We start from the raw sequence: 18,899 nt of genomic DNA, 5'->3' as shown, positions 1-18,899 counted from the left end.
CAGTGCATCGATTAAAAGATTAATGCGTGTTGCCATTCGCGAATCCACAACTTTCTTTGCTTCGCAATCTCCGCAGAACTAAATGACAACGCTTTAGTCGGAACCTTAAGGTCTTCAAACCCTTTAGGTAACGTAATATTAGTCACTGGATACATCCAATTTCCCGTTGGCATCGCTGATTGAAATTCCTTACTAAGAATAAAAGCTAAGAACTCATCAGCTAACGCATTATGTTGCGTATTTTTTACTTTCGCCGCCACTTCCACTTGCATGTAATGACCTTCTGAAAAATTAGCCGCTGCAAATCGATCGTCTTTTTCAGCAAGTGAATGGTATGCTGGAGACGTCGTATAAGACAAAACAAGATCAGATTCACCCTCTAAAAACATACTGTAAGCTTCTGACCAGCCTTTCGTGACGGTGACGGTTTTCTTTGCAAGTTGTTTCCATGCTTGAGCAACATCATCTCCATACACCGATTTCATCCATAACAATAAACCTTGGCCCGGTGTAGAGGTTCTTGGATCTTGATAAATAACGGTTAAATCATCTCGTTGTTCTACTAATTCTTTTAGACTCTTAGGTGGGTTCTTTACTTTTTCTTTGTTATATACGAAAGCAAAATAACCATAATCATAAGGAACAAAGGTCTTATCATTCCAACCATTAGGTATTGTCACTGAGTCCGTATTTACATTATGTTCAGCCAGTAAACCCGTTACTTTCGCCTCTGCCATTAAATTATTATCGAGCCCTAAAACAATGTCCGCTTTTGAATTACTGCCTTCTAAACGAAGACGATTCAAAATAGAAACGCCATCATCCAAAGCGACAAGATCAAGATTGCAGCCACACTGTTTTTCAAAAGCCGCTTTAATTGTTGGACCAGGGCCCCAATCAGCAGCAAAAGAATCATAAGTATAGACTGTTAGCGTTTCAGAAGCAGAAGCAGAAAAAGAAGAGAGAGAACTAACAGCTAAAGCGATAGGTAGTGTTTTAAGTAGAGGGGATATATAACGTGTTTTCATTATGCGCTCTTTGTCCTTTTGAGCGACACAGGGTTAAGTTGATATACTCGATGAGAATGTCATCTCAATCCCTACGTCAGCATTATCTGATTCAGGTAGTACGGGTTTAAGTAAGCATTATCCAATGTTTACTAATCTCAGCTAGTCGCTCCCCGATGAGAGGCCATATTGTATGTGTGAATGCATTAATGAGCCAGAGGTTTATTAACTCTTCTGACGCTGATCATAACCCCATCGAGGAACAAGTCCTTGTTCTACACCTAGGTGATCCAATATACGAGCGACCATAAAATCGATTAAATCTTCAATCGATTTTGGTTGATGATAAAATCCAGGTGCAGCAGGCATTATCGTTGTCCCCATTTGAGATAGCTTCAACATGTTTTCTAAATGCAATGTAGAAAATGGCGTTTCTCTAACCACCATAATTAACTGACCGCGCTCTTTTAATACCACATCAGCAGCCCGTTCAATCAAATTATCTGAAATACCATGAGCAATAGAAGCAACGCTCCCTGCAGAGCATGGGCATACCACCATTTGTTTTGGTGCTGCCGACCCAGAAGCCACTGGAGAAAACCAATCTTCTTTACCGCACACAATTAACTTATCGGCATCACAACCTAAGTGTTCAACTAAGACCGCTTTCATTGCATCAGGACCACTTGGCAATTTTAAATTATGCTCGGTTGCCATCACAACTCTTGCTGCAGATGAGATAAGAAAATAAACTTGATAATCAGCAGCCAACAAACACTCCAATAGACGTAATCCATAAGGGGCACCAGAGGCACCAGTCATTGCTAAGGTGATTGTTTTCTGTTTTTTATACATCCTAAATAGCCTTTTGCTCTAATGCTGATAGTAATTTACCGTGAATGCCTTCAAAGCCGCCATTACTCATGACTAGAATTTGATCACCTTCTTTTGCTTCAGCCACAATCATATCAACAAAAGCGTTAATCTCATGATGAGTATAGGCGGGTTGAACACATTGTTTAGCGACATCATCAACGGACCAAGAAATATTATCAGGTTGGAAAAGATACACCGAATCTGCGGCATGAAGCGAACCGGCTAAGGTGTCTTTATGAACCCCTAGTTTCATCGTACTAGAGCGAGGTTCTAATACTGCGATAATTTTATTATCACCCACTTTATTACGTAAACCGCTTAACGTTAGATCAATTGCAGTAGGGTGATGAGCAAAATCGTCATATACCGTGACCCCATTAACCTCACCTTTAAACTCTAATCGACGCTTAGTATTGATAAAGGAGCCCAATGCTTCACAAGCTAAATCTGGGGTAACGCCTACATGGCGAGCCGAAGCTACGACCATAAGAGCATTACTTACATTATGATCACCGACTAAATTCCAGTTTACCTGCCCAACATTTTCATCATTGAAATAAACGTCAAATTGGCTGCCGTCTTTCTTAAGTTTACTCGCTTTCCATTCTCCTTCTTCACCCGTAAATTCAATCTCACTCCAACATCCTTGCTCTAGTACTTCAGCTAAGGGTTTATCTTGTTTAGGGGCAAAAATACGACCACTACTAGGCACCGTTCTTATAAGATGATGGAACTGACGTTGAATTGCAGCAAGATCATCAAAAATATCAGCATGATCAAATTCCAGATTATTTAATACTAACGTTCGTGGACGGTAATGAACAAACTTAGAACGCTTGTCAAAAAAAGCACTGTCATATTCATCGGCTTCAACCACAAAAAACATGCTTTCACCTAATCGTGCCGATTCCCCAAAGTTACCAAGTACACCACCGACGAGAAAACCAGGTTTATATCCACACTCTTCTAAGACCCAGGCTAGCATGCTTGATGTCGTCGTCTTACCATGAGTTCCTGCAACAGCCAGTACCCAGCGATCTTGTAATAGGAACTCTTGCAACCATTGAGGTCCTGAAGTGTATTTTAAATTTTTATCTAAAACATACTCCACACATGGGTTACCACGACTCATCGCATTCCCAATGACAACAAGGTCTGGCGCAGGATCTAACTGACTAGGATCAAAGCCTTCAATGATCTCAATACCTTGAGATTCTAATAACGTACTCATTGGAGGATAAACGTTCGCATCACTACCTGTAACCTTATGTCCAAGTTGACGAGCTAAAGTTGCGGCTCCTCCCATGAAGGTGCCACAGATGCCAAGGATATGAATATGCATAATAAAAACCGTCTTATATTAAATTAAGTGAGTAATCCCGTTATCGAGTTACTTCAATACTCTTAAAAAGTTCTGTGCTATAGAATGAATTACAGTAAACAGTAACACAACCATTATAAAGATAAATTGCACTCGTTTTATATTGGATTATAAATTGTAACTGACCCCATCCACCGTTGATATCTAATAACATGAGAATAAAAGGAATAACCCATGTCAGAAATAAGAACTTTAGGTGAGTTTATCGTCGCTAAACAGCACGATTTCCCTCATGCAAGTGGAGAGTTGTCATCATTAATCGGTTCCATTAAATTGGCAGCAAAAATAGTAAACCGAGAAATAAATAAAGCAGGGCTGGTTGATATTACAGGGGCTTCTGGTGATGAAAATATTCAAGGTGAACAACAACAAAAATTAGATATCTACGCCAATGATAAATTTAAAGCCGCATTAGAGAATCGAGACCAAGTGTGTGGCGTCGCAAGTGAAGAGGAAGATGAAGCAGTTGCGTTTAATAAGGAACTGAATAAAAACGCAAAGTATGTCGTGTTAATGGATCCATTGGATGGTTCTTCAAATATCGATGTTAATGTTTCTGTCGGTACTATTTTCTCCATTTATCGTCGTATTTCACCAATTGGCTCACCGGCAACCGAAGAAGATTTTCTACAGCCAGGAAATAAACAAGTTGCTGCTGGTTATATTATTTATGGTTCTTCTACCATGCTGGTTTATACCACAGGGAACGGCGTTCACGGCTTTACTTACGATCCATCTCTTGGTGTCTTCTGTTTATCTCATGAAGACATGAAAATCCCACAAGATGGTAATATATACTCCATTAATGAAGGGAATTACATACGTTTCCCTGAAGGAGTGAAGCAATATTTAAAATATTGCCAAGAAATAAAACCTGCGGAAAATCGCCCATATACATCACGTTATATCGGGTCTCTCGTTGCTGATTTCCATCGTAATCTATTAAAGGGAGGGATTTATCTGTACCCAAGTACTCAAGCTTACCCAAATGGAAAATTAAGATTACTTTATGAATGTAATCCAATGGCAATGTTAATTGAAGAGGCGGGAGGAAAAGCGACAAGTGGAGAAGAGCGGATCTTAGATATTACTCCGACCGAATTACATCAACGTGTACCTTTCTTTGTTGGTTCAATCAATATGGTCGATAAAGTACAAAATTTTCTTGATGAATGGCAAGATTAACAATATTTAGATACAAAAAAACCGAGTCCTAAGACTCGGTTTTTTATTGAAACTACTTACTAATTACTCAGCTGCAGCTTCTACTTCTGGGCGATCTACAAGCTCAATGTATGCCATTGGAGCTTTATCACCTGTACGGAAACCGCACTTCAGAATACGAGTATAACCACCAGCACGTTGTGCAAAGCGTGGACCTAACTCGGTAAATAGTTTTGCTACAACTTCGTTATCACGAGTGCGAGCAAATGCTAGACGACGGTTAGCAACACTGTCTGTCTTAGCTAATGTAATCAAAGGCTCAACTACACGGCGAAGCTCTTTTGCTTTTGGTACAGTCGTCTTGATAATCTCGTGACGAACCAAAGAGCAAGCCATATTGCTAAACATAGCTTTACGGTGGCTGCTGTTGCGGTTGAGTTGACGACCACTCTTACGATGGCGCATGACCTAATCCTTCTAACTAGATAATTAGTGAACTGATTAATCTTCAGCGATAGACGCTGGTGGCCAGTTCTCTAGGCGCATGCCTAAAGAAAGACCACGTGAAGCTAGAACATCTTTAATTTCAGTTAAAGATTTCTTACCAAGGTTTGGAGTTTTAAGTAACTCAACCTCAGTGCGCTGCACCAGATCACCAATGTAGTGAATCGCTTCTGCTTTCAAACAGTTAGCAGAGCGAACCGTTAGTTCAAGATCGTCTACAGGACGCAGTAGGATCGGATCGAACTCTGGCTTTTCTTCTTTTTCTTCAGGAACTCGTACATCACGAAGATCTACAAATGCATCCAATTGTTCAGCTAAAATTGTAGCTGCACGACGGATAGCTTCCTCAGGATCAAGCGTACCATTCGTTTCCATATCGATAACGAGTTTGTCTAAGTCAGTACGTTGCTCTACACGTGCCGCTTCAACCGCATAAGATATTTTATCTACTGGGCTATAAGTTGCATCGACAAGCAAACGACCGATTGGACGCTCATCTTCTTCAGTATGGATACGAGCTGTTGACGGTACATAGCCGCGACCACGCTCTACCTTGATTCTCATGCTGATTTCAGCATTGTCATCAGTTAAGTGGCAGATTACATGCTCTGGGTTCGCAATCTCAACATCACCATCATGGGTGATGTCACCTGCAACAACAGGGCCTGCACCAGACTTGTTAAGAGTAATGATAACTTCATCTTTACCCTCAACCTTAACGGCCAGGCCTTTAAGGTTTAGAAGGATTTCAAGGATATCTTCCTGAACACCTTCTTTGGTGCTGTACTCATGTAATACGCCTTCGATTTCTACTTCAGTTACGGCACAACCCGGCATTGAAGATAGTAAAATACGACGTAGAGCGTTACCTAGAGTATGGCCGAAACCACGCTCTAATGGCTCAAGAGTTACTTTTGCGTGAGTCAGGCTAACTTGTTCAATGTCAACTAGACGCGGCTTTAGAAATTCTGTTACAGAACCCTGCATTGTGTCCTCTCTTTATTTAAACTTTACTTAGAGTAAAGCTCGACGATCAAGTGTTCGTTGATGTCGGCAGACAAATCAGAACGTTCAGGAAGACGCTTAAACGTACCTTCCATTTTGCCAGCATCTACTTCAATCCAAGTTGGCTTTTCGCGTTGTTCAGCAACTTCTAGAGCAGCTTTAATACGTGATTGCAGTTTAGCTTTTTCACGAATTGAAACAACATCGTTAGCCGAAACTTTGAAAGAAGGAACGTTAACTACTTTACCATTAACTAGAATAGACTTATGACTAACTAGTTGACGAGATTCAGCACGTGTAGAACCAAAACCCATACGGTAAACTACGTTATCTAGACGACCTTCAAGAAGTTGAAGTAGGTTTTCACCTGTGTTGCCTTTAATACGAGCAGCATCTTTGTAGTAGTTACGGAATTGTTTTTCTAGTACGCCATACATACGACGAACTTTTTGCTTCTCACGAAGCTGAACGCCATACTCAGATAGACGACCGCGACGAGCGCCGTGTACACCTGGAGCGTTATCGATCTTACACTTGGTATCGATCGCACGTACGCCTGATTTAAGGAATAAATCAGTGCCTTCGCGACGGCTAAGCTTCAGCTTAGGACCCAAATATCTTGCCATGTTCTTTCTCCAATATTCCTAGAAACGAAACTTAAACGCGACGTTTCTTAGGTGGACGACAACCGTTATGAGGGATCGGAGTAGCATCAACAATATTTGTGATGCGGTATCCAGCAGCGTTTAACGCACGGATAGTTGACTCACGACCAGGACCAGGGCCCTTAACCATAACTTCAAGGTTCTTAACGCCATATTCTTTGGCCATTTCACCACAACGTTCAGCAGCAACTTGTGCAGCAAACGGAGTAGATTTACGAGAACCACGGAAACCAGAACCACCTGCAGTAGCCCAAGCTAGTGCATTACCTTGACGGTCAGTAATGGTTACGATTGTATTATTGAAAGAAGCATGGATATGCGCTACGCCATCCGCTACTTGCTTACGAACGCGCTTACGAGCGCGAGTTGGTTGTTTTGCCATTGTACTCTCTACCTTATCCGATTATTTTTTGATCGGCTTGCGCGGACCTTTACGGGTACGTGCGTTGGTTTTAGTACGCTGTCCACGCAACGGTAGACTGCGACGGTGACGAAGACCACGATAACAGCCAAGGTCCATAAGACGCTTGATGTTCATCGATACTTCACGACGTAAGTCGCCTTCTACAGTGTATTTGGCAACACCATCACGCAGAATATCAATCTGCTCATCATTCAGTTCACTGATCTTAACATCTTCAGCAATACCAACTGCAGCTAAAATAGCTTGCGAGCGGGTCTTACCGATGCCGTAGATTGCAGTAAGTGCAATTACAGCGTGTTTATGATCAGGAATGTTAATGCCTGCTATACGGGCCACTATTCACTCCTAGTACTTTTTCTTAAGAAGAGTCGCAACAAAGCCCGATGAGGATACGTTGCGACTATAACTACTTCTTTTGCACACAAAAGGTAGGCCGAGAAATATACTCGGCCTAGCTTAATATATCAAGTAAAAATTTCTGCTAATTAACCTTGGCGTTGTTTATGCTTTGGTTCAACACAAATTATACGCACAACACCGTTGCGCTTAATAACTTTACAGTTGCGGCAGATTTTCTTAACGGAAGCACGAACTTTCATTGCTAAACTCCGTAAATGGATCTGAAATTAACGGCCATAGCCTTTCAGATTAGCTTTCTTCAAAACGGACTCATACTGCTGAGACATCAGATGAGTCTGAACTTGTGCCATAAAGTCCATAATAACTACAACTACGATTAGTAGTGAAGTACCGCCAAAATAGAAGCGTACGTTCCATGCAATCATCATAAACTCAGGGATCAGACAGATGAAGGTAATATACATTGCGCCCGCTAGGGTTAACCGTGTCATCACTTTATCTATGTATTTCGTTGTCTGTTCACCTGGGCGGATTCCGGGTACGAATGCACCAGACTTCTTCAAGTTATCAGCTGTTTCACGCGGGTTAAAAACCAACGCGGTATAGAAGAAACAGAAGAAGATAATTGCTGCTGCATAAAGCATTACATATAATGGCTGACCAGGGCTTAACGCCATGGAAACATCAGTTAACCAACCGAATGTTCCTTCGCCATTACCACCAAACCACTGAGCCAATGTCCCAGGGAATAGTATAATACTAGATGCAAATATTGCAGGAATCACACCAGCCATATTAATTTTAAGTGGCAAGTGAGTACTTTGAGCTGCAAATACCTTACGGCCTTGCTGACGTTTTGCATAGTTAACGACGATACGACGTTGACCACGCTCCATGAACACTACAAAGTAGATAACTGCAAACGATAACACTGCAATTAGTAATAGAAGAAGCACGTGCAGTTCACCTTGACGCGCCTGCTGGATCGTTTCACCAATAGCTGGTGGTAAACCTGCAACGATACCTGTGAAAATAATCAAAGATATACCGTTACCGATGCCACGCTCAGTAATTTGTTCACCTAACCACATTAAAAACATGGTACCGGTAATTAAACTTACTGTCGCTGTTAGATAGAACATCATGTCAGGGTTAGAAACTAACCCTGGAATCATGCTTGGTAATCCGGTTGAAATCCCAATTGCTTGGAATGTCGCCAGAACCAAGGTGCCATAACGTGTGTACTGATTAATCTTACGACGACCAGACTCACCTTCTTTTTTCAATTCTGCTAGAGGAGGATGTACAACTGTTAACAGTTGTACAACGATAGATGCCGAAATATACGGCATAATACCTAGAGCAAGAATTGAGGCACGCGACAGTGCACCACCAGAGAACATGTTAAACATTTCAATGATGGTACCCTGCTGCTGTTCGAAAAGATCAGCAAGGACAGCAGCGTCAATCCCAGGAATTGGCACAAATGAGCCCGCACGGAACACTAAAAGCGCACCTATCACAAATAAGAGACGCGATTTCAGTTCAGCTAAGCCGCTCTGAGCACTATTTACTTCTTTTCCTGGTTTCTTTGCCATTGTACCTCATCCTTCGAGGATTATTCCTCGATCTTACCGCCTGCAGCTTCAATCGCAGCTTTAGCGCCTTTCGTTACGCGTAGACCTTTAACAGTTACAGCAGTAGCGATTTCACCAGAAAGTACAACTTTCGCGAACACAATGTTCTTAGTGATTACGTTAGCAGCTTTAAGGCTGTTTAGATCGATAACGTTACCTTCAACTTTAGCAAGTTCGCTTAAACGAACCTCTGCAGTCACTAGGCTCTTACGTGAAGTAAAGCCAAATTTAGGTAAACGTTGTTTCAGAGGCATTTGACCGCCTTCAAAACCAACGCGAACTTTACCGCCAGAACGTGATTTTTGGCCTTTATGACCACGGCCACCAGTTTTACCTAGGCCCGAACCGATACCACGACCAACACGCTTCTTAGAAGGGTTTGATCCAGCAGCCGGTGATAGAGTATTCAAACGCATTACTGATTACTCCTCAATCTTAACCATGTAGTGAACTTTGTTGATCATGCCGCGTACGCAAGCAGTATCTTCAAGTTCCACAGTGTGGTTGATGCGACGAAGGCCTAGACCTTTAAGACACAAAACGTGCTTAGGTAGGCGACCGATAGAGCTTTTAGTCTGAGTTACTTTGATAGTTTTAGACATGGTTCTTACTCCGAAATAGCTTCAACAGTTAGACCACGCTTAGCAGCTACCATCTCAGGTGACTTAACACTAGTTAGACCAAGAATCGTTGCACGAACAACGTTAATTGGGTTAGTAGAGCCGTAAGCTTTAGCTAGTACGTTGCGGACACCCACAACTTCTAGTACTGCACGCATAGCACCGCCAGCGATGATACCAGTACCTTCTGAAGCTGGTTGCATGTACACTTTAGAACCAGTGTGGCGACCTTTAACAGCGTGGTGAAGAGTACCTTCGTTAAGAGCGATCGTAAACATGTTACGACGTGCTTTTTCCATTGATTTTTGAATCGCAGCTGGTACTTCACGGGCTTTGCCGTAACCGAAACCAATGCGACCATTACCGTCACCAACAACTGTTAGTGCAGTAAAACTAAAGATTCGACCGCCTTTAACCGTTTTAGAAACACGGTTAACAGCAATTAGCTTTTCATTCAAATCTGTAGCTTGTTGTTGTTCTTTAGCCATCTTCCAACCCTACCTTAGAATTTCAGACCAGCTTCGCGAGCAGAATCTGCTAGCGCCGCTACTCGGCCGTGGTATTGGAAACCAGAACGATCGAAAGCAACATTAGTAATGCCTTTTTCGATAGCGCGCTCAGCAATTAATTTACCAATTGCTACAGCAGCTGCTTTGTTACTAGTATTTCCAACTTGCTCACGGATTGCCTTTTCTACAGTAGAAGCGGCAGCGATAACCTCTGAGCCGTTTGGTGCGATTACCTGAGCATACGTATGACGCGGAGTACGATGCACTACAAGGCGAGTTGCACACAGTTCAGCGATCTTACGACGTGCACGTGTAGCACGACGGATGCGAGATGCTTTCTTATCCATAGTGATACCCTACTTCTTCTTAGCTTCTTTAGTACGCACGATTTCATCGGCGTAACGAACACCTTTGCCTTTATAAGGCTCAGGTTTACGGTATGAACGAATATCCGCAGCAACTTGACCTACTACTTGCTTATCGCAACCAGTAATAATGATCTCAGTTTGAGTTGGACATTCAGCTTTAATACCTTCCGGAAGAGCATGCTCAACAGGATGTGAGAAGCCAAGAGTAAGGCCTACTGCGTTACCTTTCATGGTAGCACGGTAACCTACACCTTTAAGAGTTAGCTTCTTAGTAAAGCCTTCATTAACACCAACAACCATATTGTTTACTAGTGCACGAGCTGTACCAGCTTGTGCCCAAGCATTGGCAACGCCTTCGCGTGGACCAAATACAATAGAGTTATCTTCTTGTGAAACAACTACAGCGTTATTAAGTACGCGAGTTAGTTCACCTTTACCACCTTTGATAGTGATTTCCTGGCCGTTCAGTTTAACTTCTACGCCAGCAGGAAGAACCACAGGTGCTTTAGCAACACGAGACATATCCTACTCCTATTAAGCTACGTAGCAGATAATTTCGCCACCAAGACCAGCTTTACGCGCAGCGCGGTCAGACATAAGGCCTTTTGATGTAGAAATAACAGCAATACCAAGACCACCCATAACAGATGGTAACGCGTCGTTCTTCTTGTATACACGAAGACCTGGACGAGAAACTCGTTGGATTTGCTCGATAACTTGTTTAGCTTGGAAATACTTTAAAGTGATTTCTAGCTCAGGTTTGATGTCGCCTTCAACAGCGAAATCAGCGATGTAGCCTTCAGCTTTAAGTAGTGCAGCAATTGCAACTTTAAGCTTTGAAGAAGGCATTTTAACAGCAACTTTATTTGCTGATTGACCGTTGCGAACGCGGGTCAGCATATCCGAAATCGGATCTTGCATGCTCATATGATGTACTCCAAATGATTAAGTGGCAACTACCAGCTAGCCTTACGAAGACCCGGAATCTCGCCTTTCATGCAAGCTTCACGAACCTTAATACGGCTTAAACCGAACTTACGTAAATAACCATGTGGACGACCAGTTTGGTTACAACGATTGCGTTGACGAGATGCACTTGAATCACGTGGTAGTGATTGCAGTTTAAGAACTGCATTCCAACGATCTTCTTCAGAAGCATTTACATCGCTAATTAGAACTTTTAACGCAGCGCGCTTTTCAGCGAACTTAGTTACAAGTTTTGCACGTTTAGCTTCACGTGCTTTCATAGATTGTTTAGCCATAACAGTAACCCTTCACCTTACTTACGGAATGGGAAGTTAAAGGCAGCCAGCAGAGCTCGGCCTTCCGCATCTGTATTCGCAGACGTCGTGATAGTAATATCAAGACCGCGTACACGATCAACTTTATCATAGTCGATCTCAGGGAAGATGATTTGCTCGCGAACGCCCATGCTGTAGTTACCACGTCCGTCAAAAGACTTAGCGCTAACTCCACGGAAATCACGTACTCGAGGAAGTGCAATAGAAACTAAACGCTCTAAAAACTCCCACATACGTTCGCCACGCAGGGTTACTTTACAACCGATTGGGTAGCCTTCACGGATTTTAAAACCAGCAACAGATTTACGTGCTTTAGTAATCAATGGCTTTTGGCCAGAGATAATTGCCATATCGGCAGCAGCGTTTTCTAGAAGCTTTTTATCATTGATTGCTTCACCAACACCCATATTTAGGGTGATTTTTTCAACCCTAGGGACTTGCATGACGCTTGAGTAGCTGAACTCTTTGGTAAGCTCAGCGACTACAGACGACTTGTAGTAATCATGCAGTTTCGCCATAGTAGAACTCCAAATTGCTTCTATCTATTAGTTAGAAATGGTTTCACCGTTAGATTTGAAGAAACGCACTTTTTTGCCTTCTTCAAAACGGAAACCGATACGGTCCGCTTTACCAGTTGCATCGTTGAAGATTGCGATATTTGAAGCATCAATTGCTGCTTCTTTCTCAACAATACCACCTTGCTGACCAAGAGCCGGTACAGGCTTTTGGTGCTTTTTAACAAGGTTGATACCTTCAACAATAACTTTACCAGTTTCAAGAACCTTAGTTACTTTACCTTTCTTGCCTTTATCTTTACCGACAAGAACGATTACTTCGTCATTACGACGGATTTTAGCTGCCATTTTTCGCTCCTTACAGAACTTCGGGTGCTAGTGAAACGATTTTCATGAATTTCGCATTACGAAGTTCACGAGTCACTGGACCAAAGATACGTGTACCGACTGGTTGCTCAGTAGTGTCATTCAACAATACGCAAGCATTACGGTCGAAGCGAATGATAGAACCGTCTGGGCGACGAACGCCTTTACGAGTGCGCACTACTACCGCCTTCAGAACATCACCTTTTTTAACTTTACCGCGAGGAATTGCTTCCTTAACAGTAACTTTAATGACGTCTCCGATATGTGCATAACGGCGGTGAGAGCCACCCAGAACCTTAATACACATTACCTTGCGCGCACCAGAGTTATCTGCAGCGTCAAGTGTACTTTGCATTTGGATCATTGTTAGTGCTCCGCTAAATATTTAAACTAGACCCATCACGGGTCGGGCTGCCTCTTTAAAAGAGATGGGGATTATATCACCATTTTTTTTATAAAGGTAGTCAAAAAATAAACGGCTCTAAAAAAATTCAGAGCCGCTTAAAGTCGCTATAGAATCAACAAATTAAGCTTTTGCTTTTTCTACAATGTTTACCAATGTCCAAGACTTAGTCTTAGAAAGAGGACGACATTCACGAATTACAACTAAGTCGCCTTGGCCACATTCGTTGTTTTCATCATGTGCGTGAAGCTTAGTCGTGCGCTTGATGTATTTACCGTAGATCGGGTGTTTCACCATGCGCTCAATAGCAACAACAATAGACTTGTCCATTTTGTCGCTAATTACACGACCTTGCATAGTACGAATTTTCTCGCTCATTATGCGCCAGCCTTCTCATTCAGTAAAGTTTTAACACGTGCGATATCACGACGTACAGCTTTTAGAGTATGAGTCTGCTGTAGTTGACCAGTCGCAGCTTGCATACGCAAGTTAAACTGTTCACGTAGCAAATTCAAAAGCTCTTCATTTAGCTCTTCAACGTTTTTCTCGCGTAGATCTTGTGCTTTCATCACATCACCTGCTTAGTTACAAAAGTAGTTTTGATAGGCAGTTTACGTGCCGCTAGGCGGAACGCTTCACGTGCCAACTCTTCAGGTACGCCGTTCATTTCGTACATTACCTTTCCAGGTTGGATTTGGGCTACCCAGTACTCAACGTTACCTTTACCCTTACCCTGACGAACTTCAAGCGGTTTTTCTGTGATAGGTTTGTCTGGGAACACACGGATCCAGATTTGGCCTTGACGTTTAACATGACGTGTCATAGCACGACGTGCCGCTTCGATCTGACGTGCAGTTAGACGACCACGGCCTACAGCTTTAAGACCGAATTCGCCGAAGCTTACTTCAGTGCCTTTAGCAAGACCACGGTTACGACCAGTCATAACCTTACGGAACTTAGTACGTTTTGGTTGTAGCATCAGTCAGCTCCTTACTTACGGCTTCTACGCTGCTTCTTAGGCTTGTCAGCCTTAGGCTCTACTGCATTAGCAGCTGGCATACCGCCTAGAACTTCACCTTTGAAGATCCAAACTTTAACGCCAATCACACCATATTGCGTATGAGCTGAAGCAGTTGCGTAATCAATGTCAGCACGTAGAGTATGTAGAGGTACACGACCTTCACGATACCACTCAGAACGTGCGATTTCAGCACCGCCTAAACGGCCGCCTACTTGTACTTTGATGCCTTGAGCGCCTAGACGCATTGCATTTTGTACCGCACGCTTCATAGCGCGACGGAACATAACACGACGTTCTAGTTGAGAAGCAATGCTATCAGCTACAAGGTGAGCATCTAGCTCAGGCTTGCGAACTTCTGCAATGTTGATTTGCGCTGGAACACCTGCGATTTTAGCTACGCCTGCGCGTAGTTTTTCTACGTCTTCGCCTTTCTTACCGATTACTACGCCTGGACGAGCAGTGTGAATAGTCACACGGATGCTCTTCGCAGGACGCTCGATAACGATGCGAGATAGAGATGCTTTTTTCAGTTCTTTAGTAAGATACTGACGTACCTTGAAGTCGCCGTCTAGGTTGTCAGCGAACTCTTGGCTACTAGCAAACCATGTAGCATTCCAAGGCTTAACGATGCCAAGACGAATACCATTAGGATGTACTTTTTGACCCATTTGCTTAATCTCCTAGTCTTTAACGATCAGCTACAACGATAGTGATGTGGCTTGAACGCTTCAAGATGCGATCTGCACGACCTTTAGCACGAGGCATAATACGCTTCATGATTGGGCCTTCGTCTACGAAGATTTTAGCGACATTTAGATCGTCGATATCTGCACCTTCGTTGTGTTCAGCGTTTGCGATAGCAGACTCAACAACTTTTTTAATAATTACTGCAGCTTTTTTGTTGCTGAAAGTAAGAATTTCAAGAGCCTGGTCTACTGATTTCCCACGAATTTGGTCCGCAACTAAGCGAGCCTTTTGTGGAGAAATGCTGGCAAAACGATGTTTAGCAATAGCTTCCATATTCTACCTCCTAACGCTTTTTAGCTTTCTTATCTGCAGCGTGGCCGCGATAAGTACGAGTAGGTGCAAATTCGCCCAGCTTGTGACCAATCATGTCTTCTGTAACGAAAACTGGTACATGCTGGCGACCATTATGGACAGCGATGGTCAAATTGATCATAGTTGGGATGATCATTGAACGACGGGACCAAGTCTTAATAGGCTTTTTGTCTCCGCTTTCCACCGCTTTCTCTACCTTCTTCAGCAAGTGTAGGTCAATGAAAGGACCTTTCTTGAGAGAACGTGGCATGGCGATTCCTCTTTATAGATTATTTGTTACGACGACGTACAATGTACTTGTCAGTAGATTTATTCTTACGAGTCTTGAAGCCCTTAGTAGGCATACCCCAAGGTGATACTGGGTGACGACCGCCTGATGTACGACCTTCACCACCACCGTGTGGGTGATCCACTGGGTTCATTGCAACACCACGTACAGTTGGACGAACACCGCGCCAGCGTGTAGCACCGGCTTTGCCTAGCTCACGTAGCATGTGTTCAGAATTACCAACTTCACCGATAGTCGCACGACCTTCAGAAAGAACTTTACGCATCTCACCAGAACGTAGACGTAATGTCACGTAAGCGCCATCACGAGCGATGATTTGTGCGTATGCACCAGCAGAACGTGCAACTTGCGCGCCCTTACCAGGTTTTAATTCAACACAGTGAACAGTAGAACCTACTGGGATGTTGCGCAATGGTAAGCAGTTACCTGCTTTGATTGGCGCATCAACACCTGATTGTACTGTATCGCCGGCTTTAAGACCTTTTGGTGCGATAATGTAACGACGCTCACCGTCTGCGAACAGAACTAGTGCAATATTTGCACTACGGTTTGGATCGTATTCTAAACGTTCAACGATAGCTGGAATGCCATCTTTAGTACGTTTAAAGTCAATTAGACGGTAGTGTTGCTTATGACCACCACCAACGTGACGTACTGTAATACGACCGTTATTGTTACGACCACCAGATTTAGAGTTTTTCTCTAAAAGAGGTGCGTATGGCTTACCCTTATGTAGGTCAGCGTTAACGATTTTTACAACGTGACGACGACCAGGGGAAGTCGGCTTACATTTAACAATAGCCATTTTTAACTACTCCTGTTATTCCGCGCCGCCAACGAAGTCTAGGTCTTGACCTTCTTTCAAGATTACGTACGCTTTTTTCACGTCTGAACGACGGCCTTGGCGTGCACCTTGACGTTTGGTCTTGCCCTTAGTGATAAGGGTATTTACAGACTTAACTTCAACTTCAAACAACTTTTCTACTGCTGCTTTAATCTCTTTTTTTGTTGCATTGATTACTACTTTGAAAACAATAGTGTTATTGCCTTCAGCAGTCATCGTTGCTTTTTCAGAGATATGTGGGCCACGTAGAACTTTTAGTAGACGCTCTTCACTGATCATGCCAGCATCTCCTCAACTTGCTTAACTGCAGCAGCAGTCATTAGAACCTTGTTGAATGCAACAAGACTTACTGGATCAATACCAGCAACGTCACGTGCGTCAACTTTATATAGGTTACGAGCAGCTAAGAATAGATTCTCGTCTACTTCGCCAGTTACGATAAGAACATCGTTAAGCTCAAGTTCTTTAAGCTTAGCAACTAGCTCTTTAGTTTTTGGTGCTTCAATTGAGAAGTCTTCAACAACGATCAAACGATCTTGACGAACTAACTCAGAAAGAATGCTTTTAAGAGCACCACGGTACATTTTTTTGTTTACTTTCAAGCTGTGATCTTGTGGTTTCGCAGCGAAAGTAACACCACCTGAACGCCAGATTGGGCTACGAATAGTACCCGCACGAGCTCGGCCTGTACCTTTTTGACGCCATGGCTTAGCGCCACCGCCAGATACTTCAGAACGTGTTTTTTGAGCGCGAGTACCTTGACGAGCACCTGCTGCATACGCAACAACTACTTGGTGTACAAGAGCCTCGTTAAACTCACGTCCGAAAGTAGTTTCGGAAACAGTTAGTGCCGCAGCACCTTTAACCATTAGTTCCATTACATACTCCTAAGACGTTATGCTTTAACAGCTGGTTTAACGATCACGTTGCCACCTGTTGAGCCTGGTACTGCACCTTTAATAAGAAGCAGATTGCGCTCAGCGTCAACACGTACGATCTCTAAGTTTTGAGTAGTACAACGCTCAGCACCCATGTGACCCGCCATTTTTTTGCCTTTAAATACGCGACCTGGAGTTTGACATTGGCCAATTGAACCCGGAGCACGATGAGACAAAGAGTTACCGTGAGTCATATCTTGAGTAGCGAAGTTCCAACGCTTAATTGCACCTTGGAAGCCCTTACCTTTAGATGTACCAGTAACGTCTACTTTTTTGATTTCGTTAAAGATTTCAACACTTAGCTCAGCGCCAACTGTGAATTCTTCACCGTTTTCTAAACGGAATTCCCAAAGACCGCGACCTGCTTCAACACCTGCTTTCGCAAAGTGACCAGCTTCAGGCTTAGATACGCGGTTAGCTTTCTTAGAACCACAAGTAACTTGAATTGCGTTGTAGCCATCAGTTTCTACAGTTTTCACTTGAGAAACACGGTTAACTTCAACTTCAACAACAGTTACTGGGATAGAAACGCCTTCTTCGGTAAAGATGCGGGTCATGCCCACTTTACGACCGACTAGACCAATCATAATAATCTCCCCTTAACCTAGGCTAATTTGAACATCAACGCCAGCAGCAAGGTCTAAACGCATTAGTGCGTCAACAGTTTTATCTGTTGGCTCAACAATGTCGATTAAACGCTTGTGAGTACGAATTTCGTACTGGTCACGTGCGTCTTTGTTAACGTGAGGAGAAGTAAGAACAGTAAAACGCTCTTTACGAGTAGGTAGTGGAATAGGACCACGAACCTGAGCGCCAGTGCGCTTAGCTGTTTCAACGATCTCCGCTGTAGACTGATCGATTAGTTTGTAATCAAAAGCCTTTAGGCGGATACGAATACGTTGGTTCTGCATGAGACAGAGCTCCAATAATAAATACACAAACAATATCGCCACTCAATCTCGAATAAACGAGAGAATGCCGATTGATTTATGTGAAACCATAGGTCCAAAATTAGGACACATTGTCAGTTAACTTATATTAGAGATTAATTCAATGATTACTCATCAAGGTAAGCTCTAATAATATTAACCGCGAACATAAGCTGAGTATTCATTCTAAGTTCTAATCTTACATTGTAAGTAATTAGAACTTTCCTCGCTGCTCATTGGTTCACAACTGACTTAAGCCAGTGCGATGCATTATACAGATCACACTTTTAGATGCAAGTGTTGTTTGAAAATTAAACGAAACATTTTTAAAAGAGAGTAAATAAGAAGAGAATTGGAGATGTATTCAGTTTGAACTGATTTTGTTATTTCAACATAACACGTTAATAAAGAAACCCGGGGATTGCTTTTTATTGACCTTCAAATTTTAACTCTCTAAGTAACCTCCCTATTCTCTATACGCCAAACAACAAAAAGGGAAGCCTAAGCTTCCCTTTTTTAGTTATGCGATTATCGCAAAATCTTTAGCTATTAAGCGAAGATTTTAGCAACAACACCAGCACCAACTGTACGGCCACCTTCACGGATTGCGAAGCGTAGACCTTCGTCCATTGCGATTGGAGCAATTAGCTCAACCGTCATTTGAACGTTATCACCAGGCATTACCATTTCAACACCTTCAGGAAGTGTGATATC

33 protein-coding genes and 1 riboswitch are annotated in these 18,899 nt (G+C 42.8%); of the genes, 1 reads left to right on the top strand and 32 read right to left on the bottom strand.

Features of this window, described 5'->3' with window-relative positions:
• Positions 1–11: 11 nt before the first annotated feature.
• The 3 genes from thiB to mpl all read right to left on the bottom strand — a co-directional run bounded on the left by thiB (position 12) and on the right by mpl (position 3,225).
• Positions 12–1,028 carry a thiamine ABC transporter substrate binding subunit gene (thiB, locus tag A6E04_RS17540; RefSeq protein ID WP_065611978.1) on the bottom strand — a complete coding sequence of 339 codons (1,017 nt, stop codon included), beginning with the start codon at positions 1,026–1,028 and terminating at the stop codon, positions 12–14.
• A gap of 51 nt (positions 1,029–1,079) precedes the next feature.
• A riboswitch (TPP riboswitch) is annotated at positions 1,080–1,193 on the bottom strand.
• Positions 1,194–1,232: 39 nt separating this feature from the next.
• Positions 1,233–1,862 carry a flavin prenyltransferase UbiX gene (locus A6E04_RS17535; RefSeq protein WP_065611977.1) on the bottom strand — a complete coding sequence of 210 codons (630 nt, stop codon included), beginning with the start codon at positions 1,860–1,862 and terminating at the stop codon, positions 1,233–1,235.
• Between the two features lies 1 nt (position 1,863).
• Positions 1,864–3,225, bottom strand: coding sequence for a UDP-N-acetylmuramate:L-alanyl-gamma-D-glutamyl-meso-diaminopimelate ligase (mpl, locus tag A6E04_RS17530; RefSeq protein WP_012549175.1), 1,362 nt, complete (start codon positions 3,223–3,225; stop codon positions 1,864–1,866).
• A 213-nt stretch (positions 3,226–3,438) separates the two neighbouring features.
• On the opposite strand from mpl, the gene fbp reads away from it, so the two are divergent.
• Positions 3,439–4,449: a class 1 fructose-bisphosphatase gene (gene fbp, locus A6E04_RS17525; protein ID WP_012549174.1), complete on the top strand. Its 1,011-nt coding sequence runs from the start codon at positions 3,439–3,441 to the stop codon at positions 4,447–4,449.
• Positions 4,450–4,512: 63 nt separating this feature from the next.
• Here fbp and rplQ read toward each other — a convergent pair whose 3' ends face one another.
• From rplQ to A6E04_RS20990, 29 genes are all read right to left on the bottom strand, one after another.
• On the bottom strand, positions 4,513–4,893 hold the full coding sequence (gene rplQ / locus A6E04_RS17520; RefSeq protein WP_012549173.1) for a 50S ribosomal protein L17: 381 nt from the start codon (positions 4,891–4,893) through the stop codon (positions 4,513–4,515).
• Between the two features lie 36 nt (positions 4,894–4,929).
• Positions 4,930–5,919: a DNA-directed RNA polymerase subunit alpha gene (locus A6E04_RS17515; RefSeq protein ID WP_012549172.1), complete on the bottom strand. Its 990-nt coding sequence runs from the start codon at positions 5,917–5,919 to the stop codon at positions 4,930–4,932.
• A 23-nt stretch (positions 5,920–5,942) separates the two neighbouring features.
• Positions 5,943–6,563 carry a 30S ribosomal protein S4 gene (gene rpsD / locus A6E04_RS17510; RefSeq protein ID WP_012549171.1) on the bottom strand — a complete coding sequence of 207 codons (621 nt, stop codon included), beginning with the start codon at positions 6,561–6,563 and terminating at the stop codon, positions 5,943–5,945.
• Between the two features lie 31 nt (positions 6,564–6,594).
• Entirely contained in the window at positions 6,595–6,984 is a 390-nt protein-coding gene (gene rpsK, locus A6E04_RS17505; protein WP_005303517.1) for a 30S ribosomal protein S11, read from the bottom strand.
• A gap of 21 nt (positions 6,985–7,005) precedes the next feature.
• The gene (gene rpsM / locus A6E04_RS17500; RefSeq protein ID WP_012549170.1) at positions 7,006–7,362 is read right to left on the bottom strand and encodes a 30S ribosomal protein S13; all 357 of its coding nucleotides are present in this window, start codon (positions 7,360–7,362) and stop codon (positions 7,006–7,008) included.
• Positions 7,363–7,511: 149 nt separating this feature from the next.
• Positions 7,512–7,625: a 50S ribosomal protein L36 gene (gene rpmJ / locus A6E04_RS20995; RefSeq protein ID WP_044583162.1), complete on the bottom strand. Its 114-nt coding sequence runs from the start codon at positions 7,623–7,625 to the stop codon at positions 7,512–7,514.
• 27 nt (positions 7,626–7,652) lie between these two features.
• The gene (gene secY / locus A6E04_RS17495; RefSeq protein ID WP_012549169.1) at positions 7,653–8,984 is read right to left on the bottom strand and encodes a preprotein translocase subunit SecY; all 1,332 of its coding nucleotides are present in this window, start codon (positions 8,982–8,984) and stop codon (positions 7,653–7,655) included.
• Between the two features lie 20 nt (positions 8,985–9,004).
• The gene (gene rplO / locus A6E04_RS17490) at positions 9,005–9,439 is read right to left on the bottom strand and encodes a 50S ribosomal protein L15 (protein ID WP_012549168.1); all 435 of its coding nucleotides are present in this window, start codon (positions 9,437–9,439) and stop codon (positions 9,005–9,007) included.
• A 6-nt stretch (positions 9,440–9,445) separates the two neighbouring features.
• Complete coding sequence (gene rpmD, locus A6E04_RS17485) at positions 9,446–9,625, bottom strand: 50S ribosomal protein L30 (protein WP_012549167.1); 180 nt, start codon at positions 9,623–9,625, stop codon at positions 9,446–9,448.
• 5 nt (positions 9,626–9,630) lie between these two features.
• A complete protein-coding gene (rpsE, locus tag A6E04_RS17480; protein WP_012549166.1) occupies positions 9,631–10,131 on the bottom strand; it encodes a 30S ribosomal protein S5 in 501 nt (166 codons plus the stop codon).
• Between the two features lie 14 nt (positions 10,132–10,145).
• Complete coding sequence (rplR, locus tag A6E04_RS17475) at positions 10,146–10,499, bottom strand: 50S ribosomal protein L18 (RefSeq protein ID WP_012549165.1); 354 nt, start codon at positions 10,497–10,499, stop codon at positions 10,146–10,148.
• 9 nt (positions 10,500–10,508) lie between these two features.
• Complete coding sequence (gene rplF, locus A6E04_RS17470; RefSeq protein WP_012549164.1) at positions 10,509–11,042, bottom strand: 50S ribosomal protein L6; 534 nt, start codon at positions 11,040–11,042, stop codon at positions 10,509–10,511.
• 12 nt (positions 11,043–11,054) lie between these two features.
• Positions 11,055–11,447 carry a 30S ribosomal protein S8 gene (gene rpsH / locus A6E04_RS17465; RefSeq protein WP_012549163.1) on the bottom strand — a complete coding sequence of 131 codons (393 nt, stop codon included), beginning with the start codon at positions 11,445–11,447 and terminating at the stop codon, positions 11,055–11,057.
• Positions 11,448–11,476: 29 nt separating this feature from the next.
• Positions 11,477–11,782 carry a 30S ribosomal protein S14 gene (gene rpsN / locus A6E04_RS17460; protein WP_012549162.1) on the bottom strand — a complete coding sequence of 102 codons (306 nt, stop codon included), beginning with the start codon at positions 11,780–11,782 and terminating at the stop codon, positions 11,477–11,479.
• Positions 11,783–11,799: 17 nt separating this feature from the next.
• On the bottom strand, positions 11,800–12,339 hold the full coding sequence (gene rplE / locus A6E04_RS17455) for a 50S ribosomal protein L5 (protein WP_012549161.1): 540 nt from the start codon (positions 12,337–12,339) through the stop codon (positions 11,800–11,802).
• Positions 12,340–12,366: 27 nt separating this feature from the next.
• Positions 12,367–12,684, bottom strand: a complete 318-nt coding sequence (gene rplX, locus A6E04_RS17450) for a 50S ribosomal protein L24 (RefSeq protein WP_012549160.1) — start codon at positions 12,682–12,684, stop codon at positions 12,367–12,369.
• Positions 12,685–12,694: 10 nt separating this feature from the next.
• Positions 12,695–13,066 (bottom strand): 50S ribosomal protein L14, encoded by a 372-nt coding sequence (gene rplN / locus A6E04_RS17445; RefSeq protein WP_012549159.1) that lies wholly within the window; start codon positions 13,064–13,066, stop codon positions 12,695–12,697.
• Positions 13,067–13,228: 162 nt separating this feature from the next.
• On the bottom strand, positions 13,229–13,483 hold the full coding sequence (gene rpsQ, locus A6E04_RS17440; protein WP_012549158.1) for a 30S ribosomal protein S17: 255 nt from the start codon (positions 13,481–13,483) through the stop codon (positions 13,229–13,231).
• Positions 13,483–13,674 carry a 50S ribosomal protein L29 gene (gene rpmC / locus A6E04_RS17435; RefSeq protein ID WP_005417238.1) on the bottom strand — a complete coding sequence of 64 codons (192 nt, stop codon included), beginning with the start codon at positions 13,672–13,674 and terminating at the stop codon, positions 13,483–13,485. The genes rpsQ and rpmC overlap by 1 nt, the downstream gene beginning before the upstream one ends.
• Positions 13,674–14,084, bottom strand: coding sequence for a 50S ribosomal protein L16 (rplP, locus tag A6E04_RS17430; RefSeq protein WP_012549157.1), 411 nt, complete (start codon positions 14,082–14,084; stop codon positions 13,674–13,676). The genes rpmC and rplP overlap by 1 nt, the downstream gene beginning before the upstream one ends.
• An 11-nt stretch (positions 14,085–14,095) precedes the next feature.
• Entirely contained in the window at positions 14,096–14,794 is a 699-nt protein-coding gene (rpsC, locus tag A6E04_RS17425; protein WP_012549156.1) for a 30S ribosomal protein S3, read from the bottom strand.
• Positions 14,795–14,813: 19 nt separating this feature from the next.
• Positions 14,814–15,146, bottom strand: coding sequence for a 50S ribosomal protein L22 (rplV, locus tag A6E04_RS17420; RefSeq protein WP_012549155.1), 333 nt, complete (start codon positions 15,144–15,146; stop codon positions 14,814–14,816).
• Between the two features lie 10 nt (positions 15,147–15,156).
• Positions 15,157–15,435 (bottom strand): 30S ribosomal protein S19, encoded by a 279-nt coding sequence (gene rpsS, locus A6E04_RS17415; protein ID WP_012549154.1) that lies wholly within the window; start codon positions 15,433–15,435, stop codon positions 15,157–15,159.
• Positions 15,436–15,454: 19 nt separating this feature from the next.
• Positions 15,455–16,279, bottom strand: a complete 825-nt coding sequence (gene rplB, locus A6E04_RS17410) for a 50S ribosomal protein L2 (RefSeq protein ID WP_012549153.1) — start codon at positions 16,277–16,279, stop codon at positions 15,455–15,457.
• 15 nt (positions 16,280–16,294) lie between these two features.
• Positions 16,295–16,597: a 50S ribosomal protein L23 gene (gene rplW, locus A6E04_RS17405; RefSeq protein ID WP_012549152.1), complete on the bottom strand. Its 303-nt coding sequence runs from the start codon at positions 16,595–16,597 to the stop codon at positions 16,295–16,297.
• A complete protein-coding gene (gene rplD, locus A6E04_RS17400) occupies positions 16,594–17,196 on the bottom strand; it encodes a 50S ribosomal protein L4 (RefSeq protein WP_012549151.1) in 603 nt (200 codons plus the stop codon). The genes rplW and rplD overlap by 4 nt, the downstream gene beginning before the upstream one ends.
• 17 nt (positions 17,197–17,213) lie before the next feature.
• Positions 17,214–17,843 carry a 50S ribosomal protein L3 gene (rplC, locus tag A6E04_RS17395; protein ID WP_012549150.1) on the bottom strand — a complete coding sequence of 210 codons (630 nt, stop codon included), beginning with the start codon at positions 17,841–17,843 and terminating at the stop codon, positions 17,214–17,216.
• A 12-nt stretch (positions 17,844–17,855) separates the two neighbouring features.
• Positions 17,856–18,167, bottom strand: a complete 312-nt coding sequence (rpsJ, locus tag A6E04_RS17390; protein ID WP_005417222.1) for a 30S ribosomal protein S10 — start codon at positions 18,165–18,167, stop codon at positions 17,856–17,858.
• A gap of 567 nt (positions 18,168–18,734) precedes the next feature.
• Positions 18,735–18,899, bottom strand: a 165-nt coding sequence (locus A6E04_RS20990) for an EF-Tu C-terminal domain-related protein (RefSeq protein ID WP_445595388.1), incomplete at its 5' end; no start/stop codon positions are given.

The organism is Aliivibrio logei (assembly GCF_001691055.1).
Lineage (GTDB): Bacteria > Pseudomonadota > Gammaproteobacteria > Enterobacterales > Vibrionaceae > Aliivibrio > Aliivibrio salmonicida.
The sequence above is the reverse complement of the archived record's forward strand: the minus strand, read 5'-3'. Positions and strand labels throughout refer to the sequence as shown.

What these genes read in the sequence shown, in the direction of transcription:
- thiB (WP_065611978.1), bottom strand. Translation starts at nt 1,028, where the DNA reads ATGAAAACACGTTATATATCCCCTCTACTTAAAACACTACCTATCGCT.
- A6E04_RS17535 (WP_065611977.1), bottom strand. Translation starts at nt 1,862, where the DNA reads ATGTATAAAAAACAGAAAACAATCACCTTAGCAATGACTGGTGCCTCT.
- mpl (WP_012549175.1), bottom strand. Translation starts at nt 3,225, where the DNA reads ATGCATATTCATATCCTTGGCATCTGTGGCACCTTCATGGGAGGAGCC.
- fbp (WP_012549174.1), top strand. Translation starts at nt 3,439, where the DNA reads ATGTCAGAAATAAGAACTTTAGGTGAGTTTATCGTCGCTAAACAGCAC.
- rplQ (WP_012549173.1), bottom strand. Translation starts at nt 4,893, where the DNA reads ATGCGCCATCGTAAGAGTGGTCGTCAACTCAACCGCAACAGCAGCCAC.
- A6E04_RS17515 (WP_012549172.1), bottom strand. Translation starts at nt 5,919, where the DNA reads ATGCAGGGTTCTGTAACAGAATTTCTAAAGCCGCGTCTAGTTGACATT.
- rpsD (WP_012549171.1), bottom strand. Translation starts at nt 6,563, where the DNA reads ATGGCAAGATATTTGGGTCCTAAGCTGAAGCTTAGCCGTCGCGAAGGC.
- rpsK (WP_005303517.1), bottom strand. Translation starts at nt 6,984, where the DNA reads ATGGCAAAACAACCAACTCGCGCTCGTAAGCGCGTTCGTAAGCAAGTA.
- rpmJ (WP_044583162.1), bottom strand. Translation starts at nt 7,625, where the DNA reads ATGAAAGTTCGTGCTTCCGTTAAGAAAATCTGCCGCAACTGTAAAGTT.
- secY (WP_012549169.1), bottom strand. Translation starts at nt 8,984, where the DNA reads ATGGCAAAGAAACCAGGAAAAGAAGTAAATAGTGCTCAGAGCGGCTTA.
- rplO (WP_012549168.1), bottom strand. Translation starts at nt 9,439, where the DNA reads ATGCGTTTGAATACTCTATCACCGGCTGCTGGATCAAACCCTTCTAAG.
- rpmD (WP_012549167.1), bottom strand. Translation starts at nt 9,625, where the DNA reads ATGTCTAAAACTATCAAAGTAACTCAGACTAAAAGCTCTATCGGTCGC.
- rpsE (WP_012549166.1), bottom strand. Translation starts at nt 10,131, where the DNA reads ATGGCTAAAGAACAACAACAAGCTACAGATTTGAATGAAAAGCTAATT.
- rplR (WP_012549165.1), bottom strand. Translation starts at nt 10,499, where the DNA reads ATGGATAAGAAAGCATCTCGCATCCGTCGTGCTACACGTGCACGTCGT.
- rplF (WP_012549164.1), bottom strand. Translation starts at nt 11,042, where the DNA reads ATGTCTCGTGTTGCTAAAGCACCTGTGGTTCTTCCTGCTGGCGTAGAA.
- rpsH (WP_012549163.1), bottom strand. Translation starts at nt 11,447, where the DNA reads ATGAGCATGCAAGATCCGATTTCGGATATGCTGACCCGCGTTCGCAAC.
- rpsN (WP_012549162.1), bottom strand. Translation starts at nt 11,782, where the DNA reads ATGGCTAAACAATCTATGAAAGCACGTGAAGCTAAACGTGCAAAACTT.
- rplE (WP_012549161.1), bottom strand. Translation starts at nt 12,339, where the DNA reads ATGGCGAAACTGCATGATTACTACAAGTCGTCTGTAGTCGCTGAGCTT.
- rplX (WP_012549160.1), bottom strand. Translation starts at nt 12,684, where the DNA reads ATGGCAGCTAAAATCCGTCGTAATGACGAAGTAATCGTTCTTGTCGGT.
- rplN (WP_012549159.1), bottom strand. Translation starts at nt 13,066, where the DNA reads ATGATCCAAATGCAAAGTACACTTGACGCTGCAGATAACTCTGGTGCG.
- rpsQ (WP_012549158.1), bottom strand. Translation starts at nt 13,483, where the DNA reads ATGAGCGAGAAAATTCGTACTATGCAAGGTCGTGTAATTAGCGACAAA.
- rpmC (WP_005417238.1), bottom strand. Translation starts at nt 13,674, where the DNA reads ATGAAAGCACAAGATCTACGCGAGAAAAACGTTGAAGAGCTAAATGAA.
- rplP (WP_012549157.1), bottom strand. Translation starts at nt 14,084, where the DNA reads ATGCTACAACCAAAACGTACTAAGTTCCGTAAGGTTATGACTGGTCGT.
- rpsC (WP_012549156.1), bottom strand. Translation starts at nt 14,794, where the DNA reads ATGGGTCAAAAAGTACATCCTAATGGTATTCGTCTTGGCATCGTTAAG.
- rplV (WP_012549155.1), bottom strand. Translation starts at nt 15,146, where the DNA reads ATGGAAGCTATTGCTAAACATCGTTTTGCCAGCATTTCTCCACAAAAG.
- rpsS (WP_012549154.1), bottom strand. Translation starts at nt 15,435, where the DNA reads ATGCCACGTTCTCTCAAGAAAGGTCCTTTCATTGACCTACACTTGCTG.
- rplB (WP_012549153.1), bottom strand. Translation starts at nt 16,279, where the DNA reads ATGGCTATTGTTAAATGTAAGCCGACTTCCCCTGGTCGTCGTCACGTT.
- rplW (WP_012549152.1), bottom strand. Translation starts at nt 16,597, where the DNA reads ATGATCAGTGAAGAGCGTCTACTAAAAGTTCTACGTGGCCCACATATC.
- rplD (WP_012549151.1), bottom strand. Translation starts at nt 17,196, where the DNA reads ATGGAACTAATGGTTAAAGGTGCTGCGGCACTAACTGTTTCCGAAACT.
- rplC (WP_012549150.1), bottom strand. Translation starts at nt 17,843, where the DNA reads ATGATTGGTCTAGTCGGTCGTAAAGTGGGCATGACCCGCATCTTTACC.
- rpsJ (WP_005417222.1), bottom strand. Translation starts at nt 18,167, where the DNA reads ATGCAGAACCAACGTATTCGTATCCGCCTAAAGGCTTTTGATTACAAA.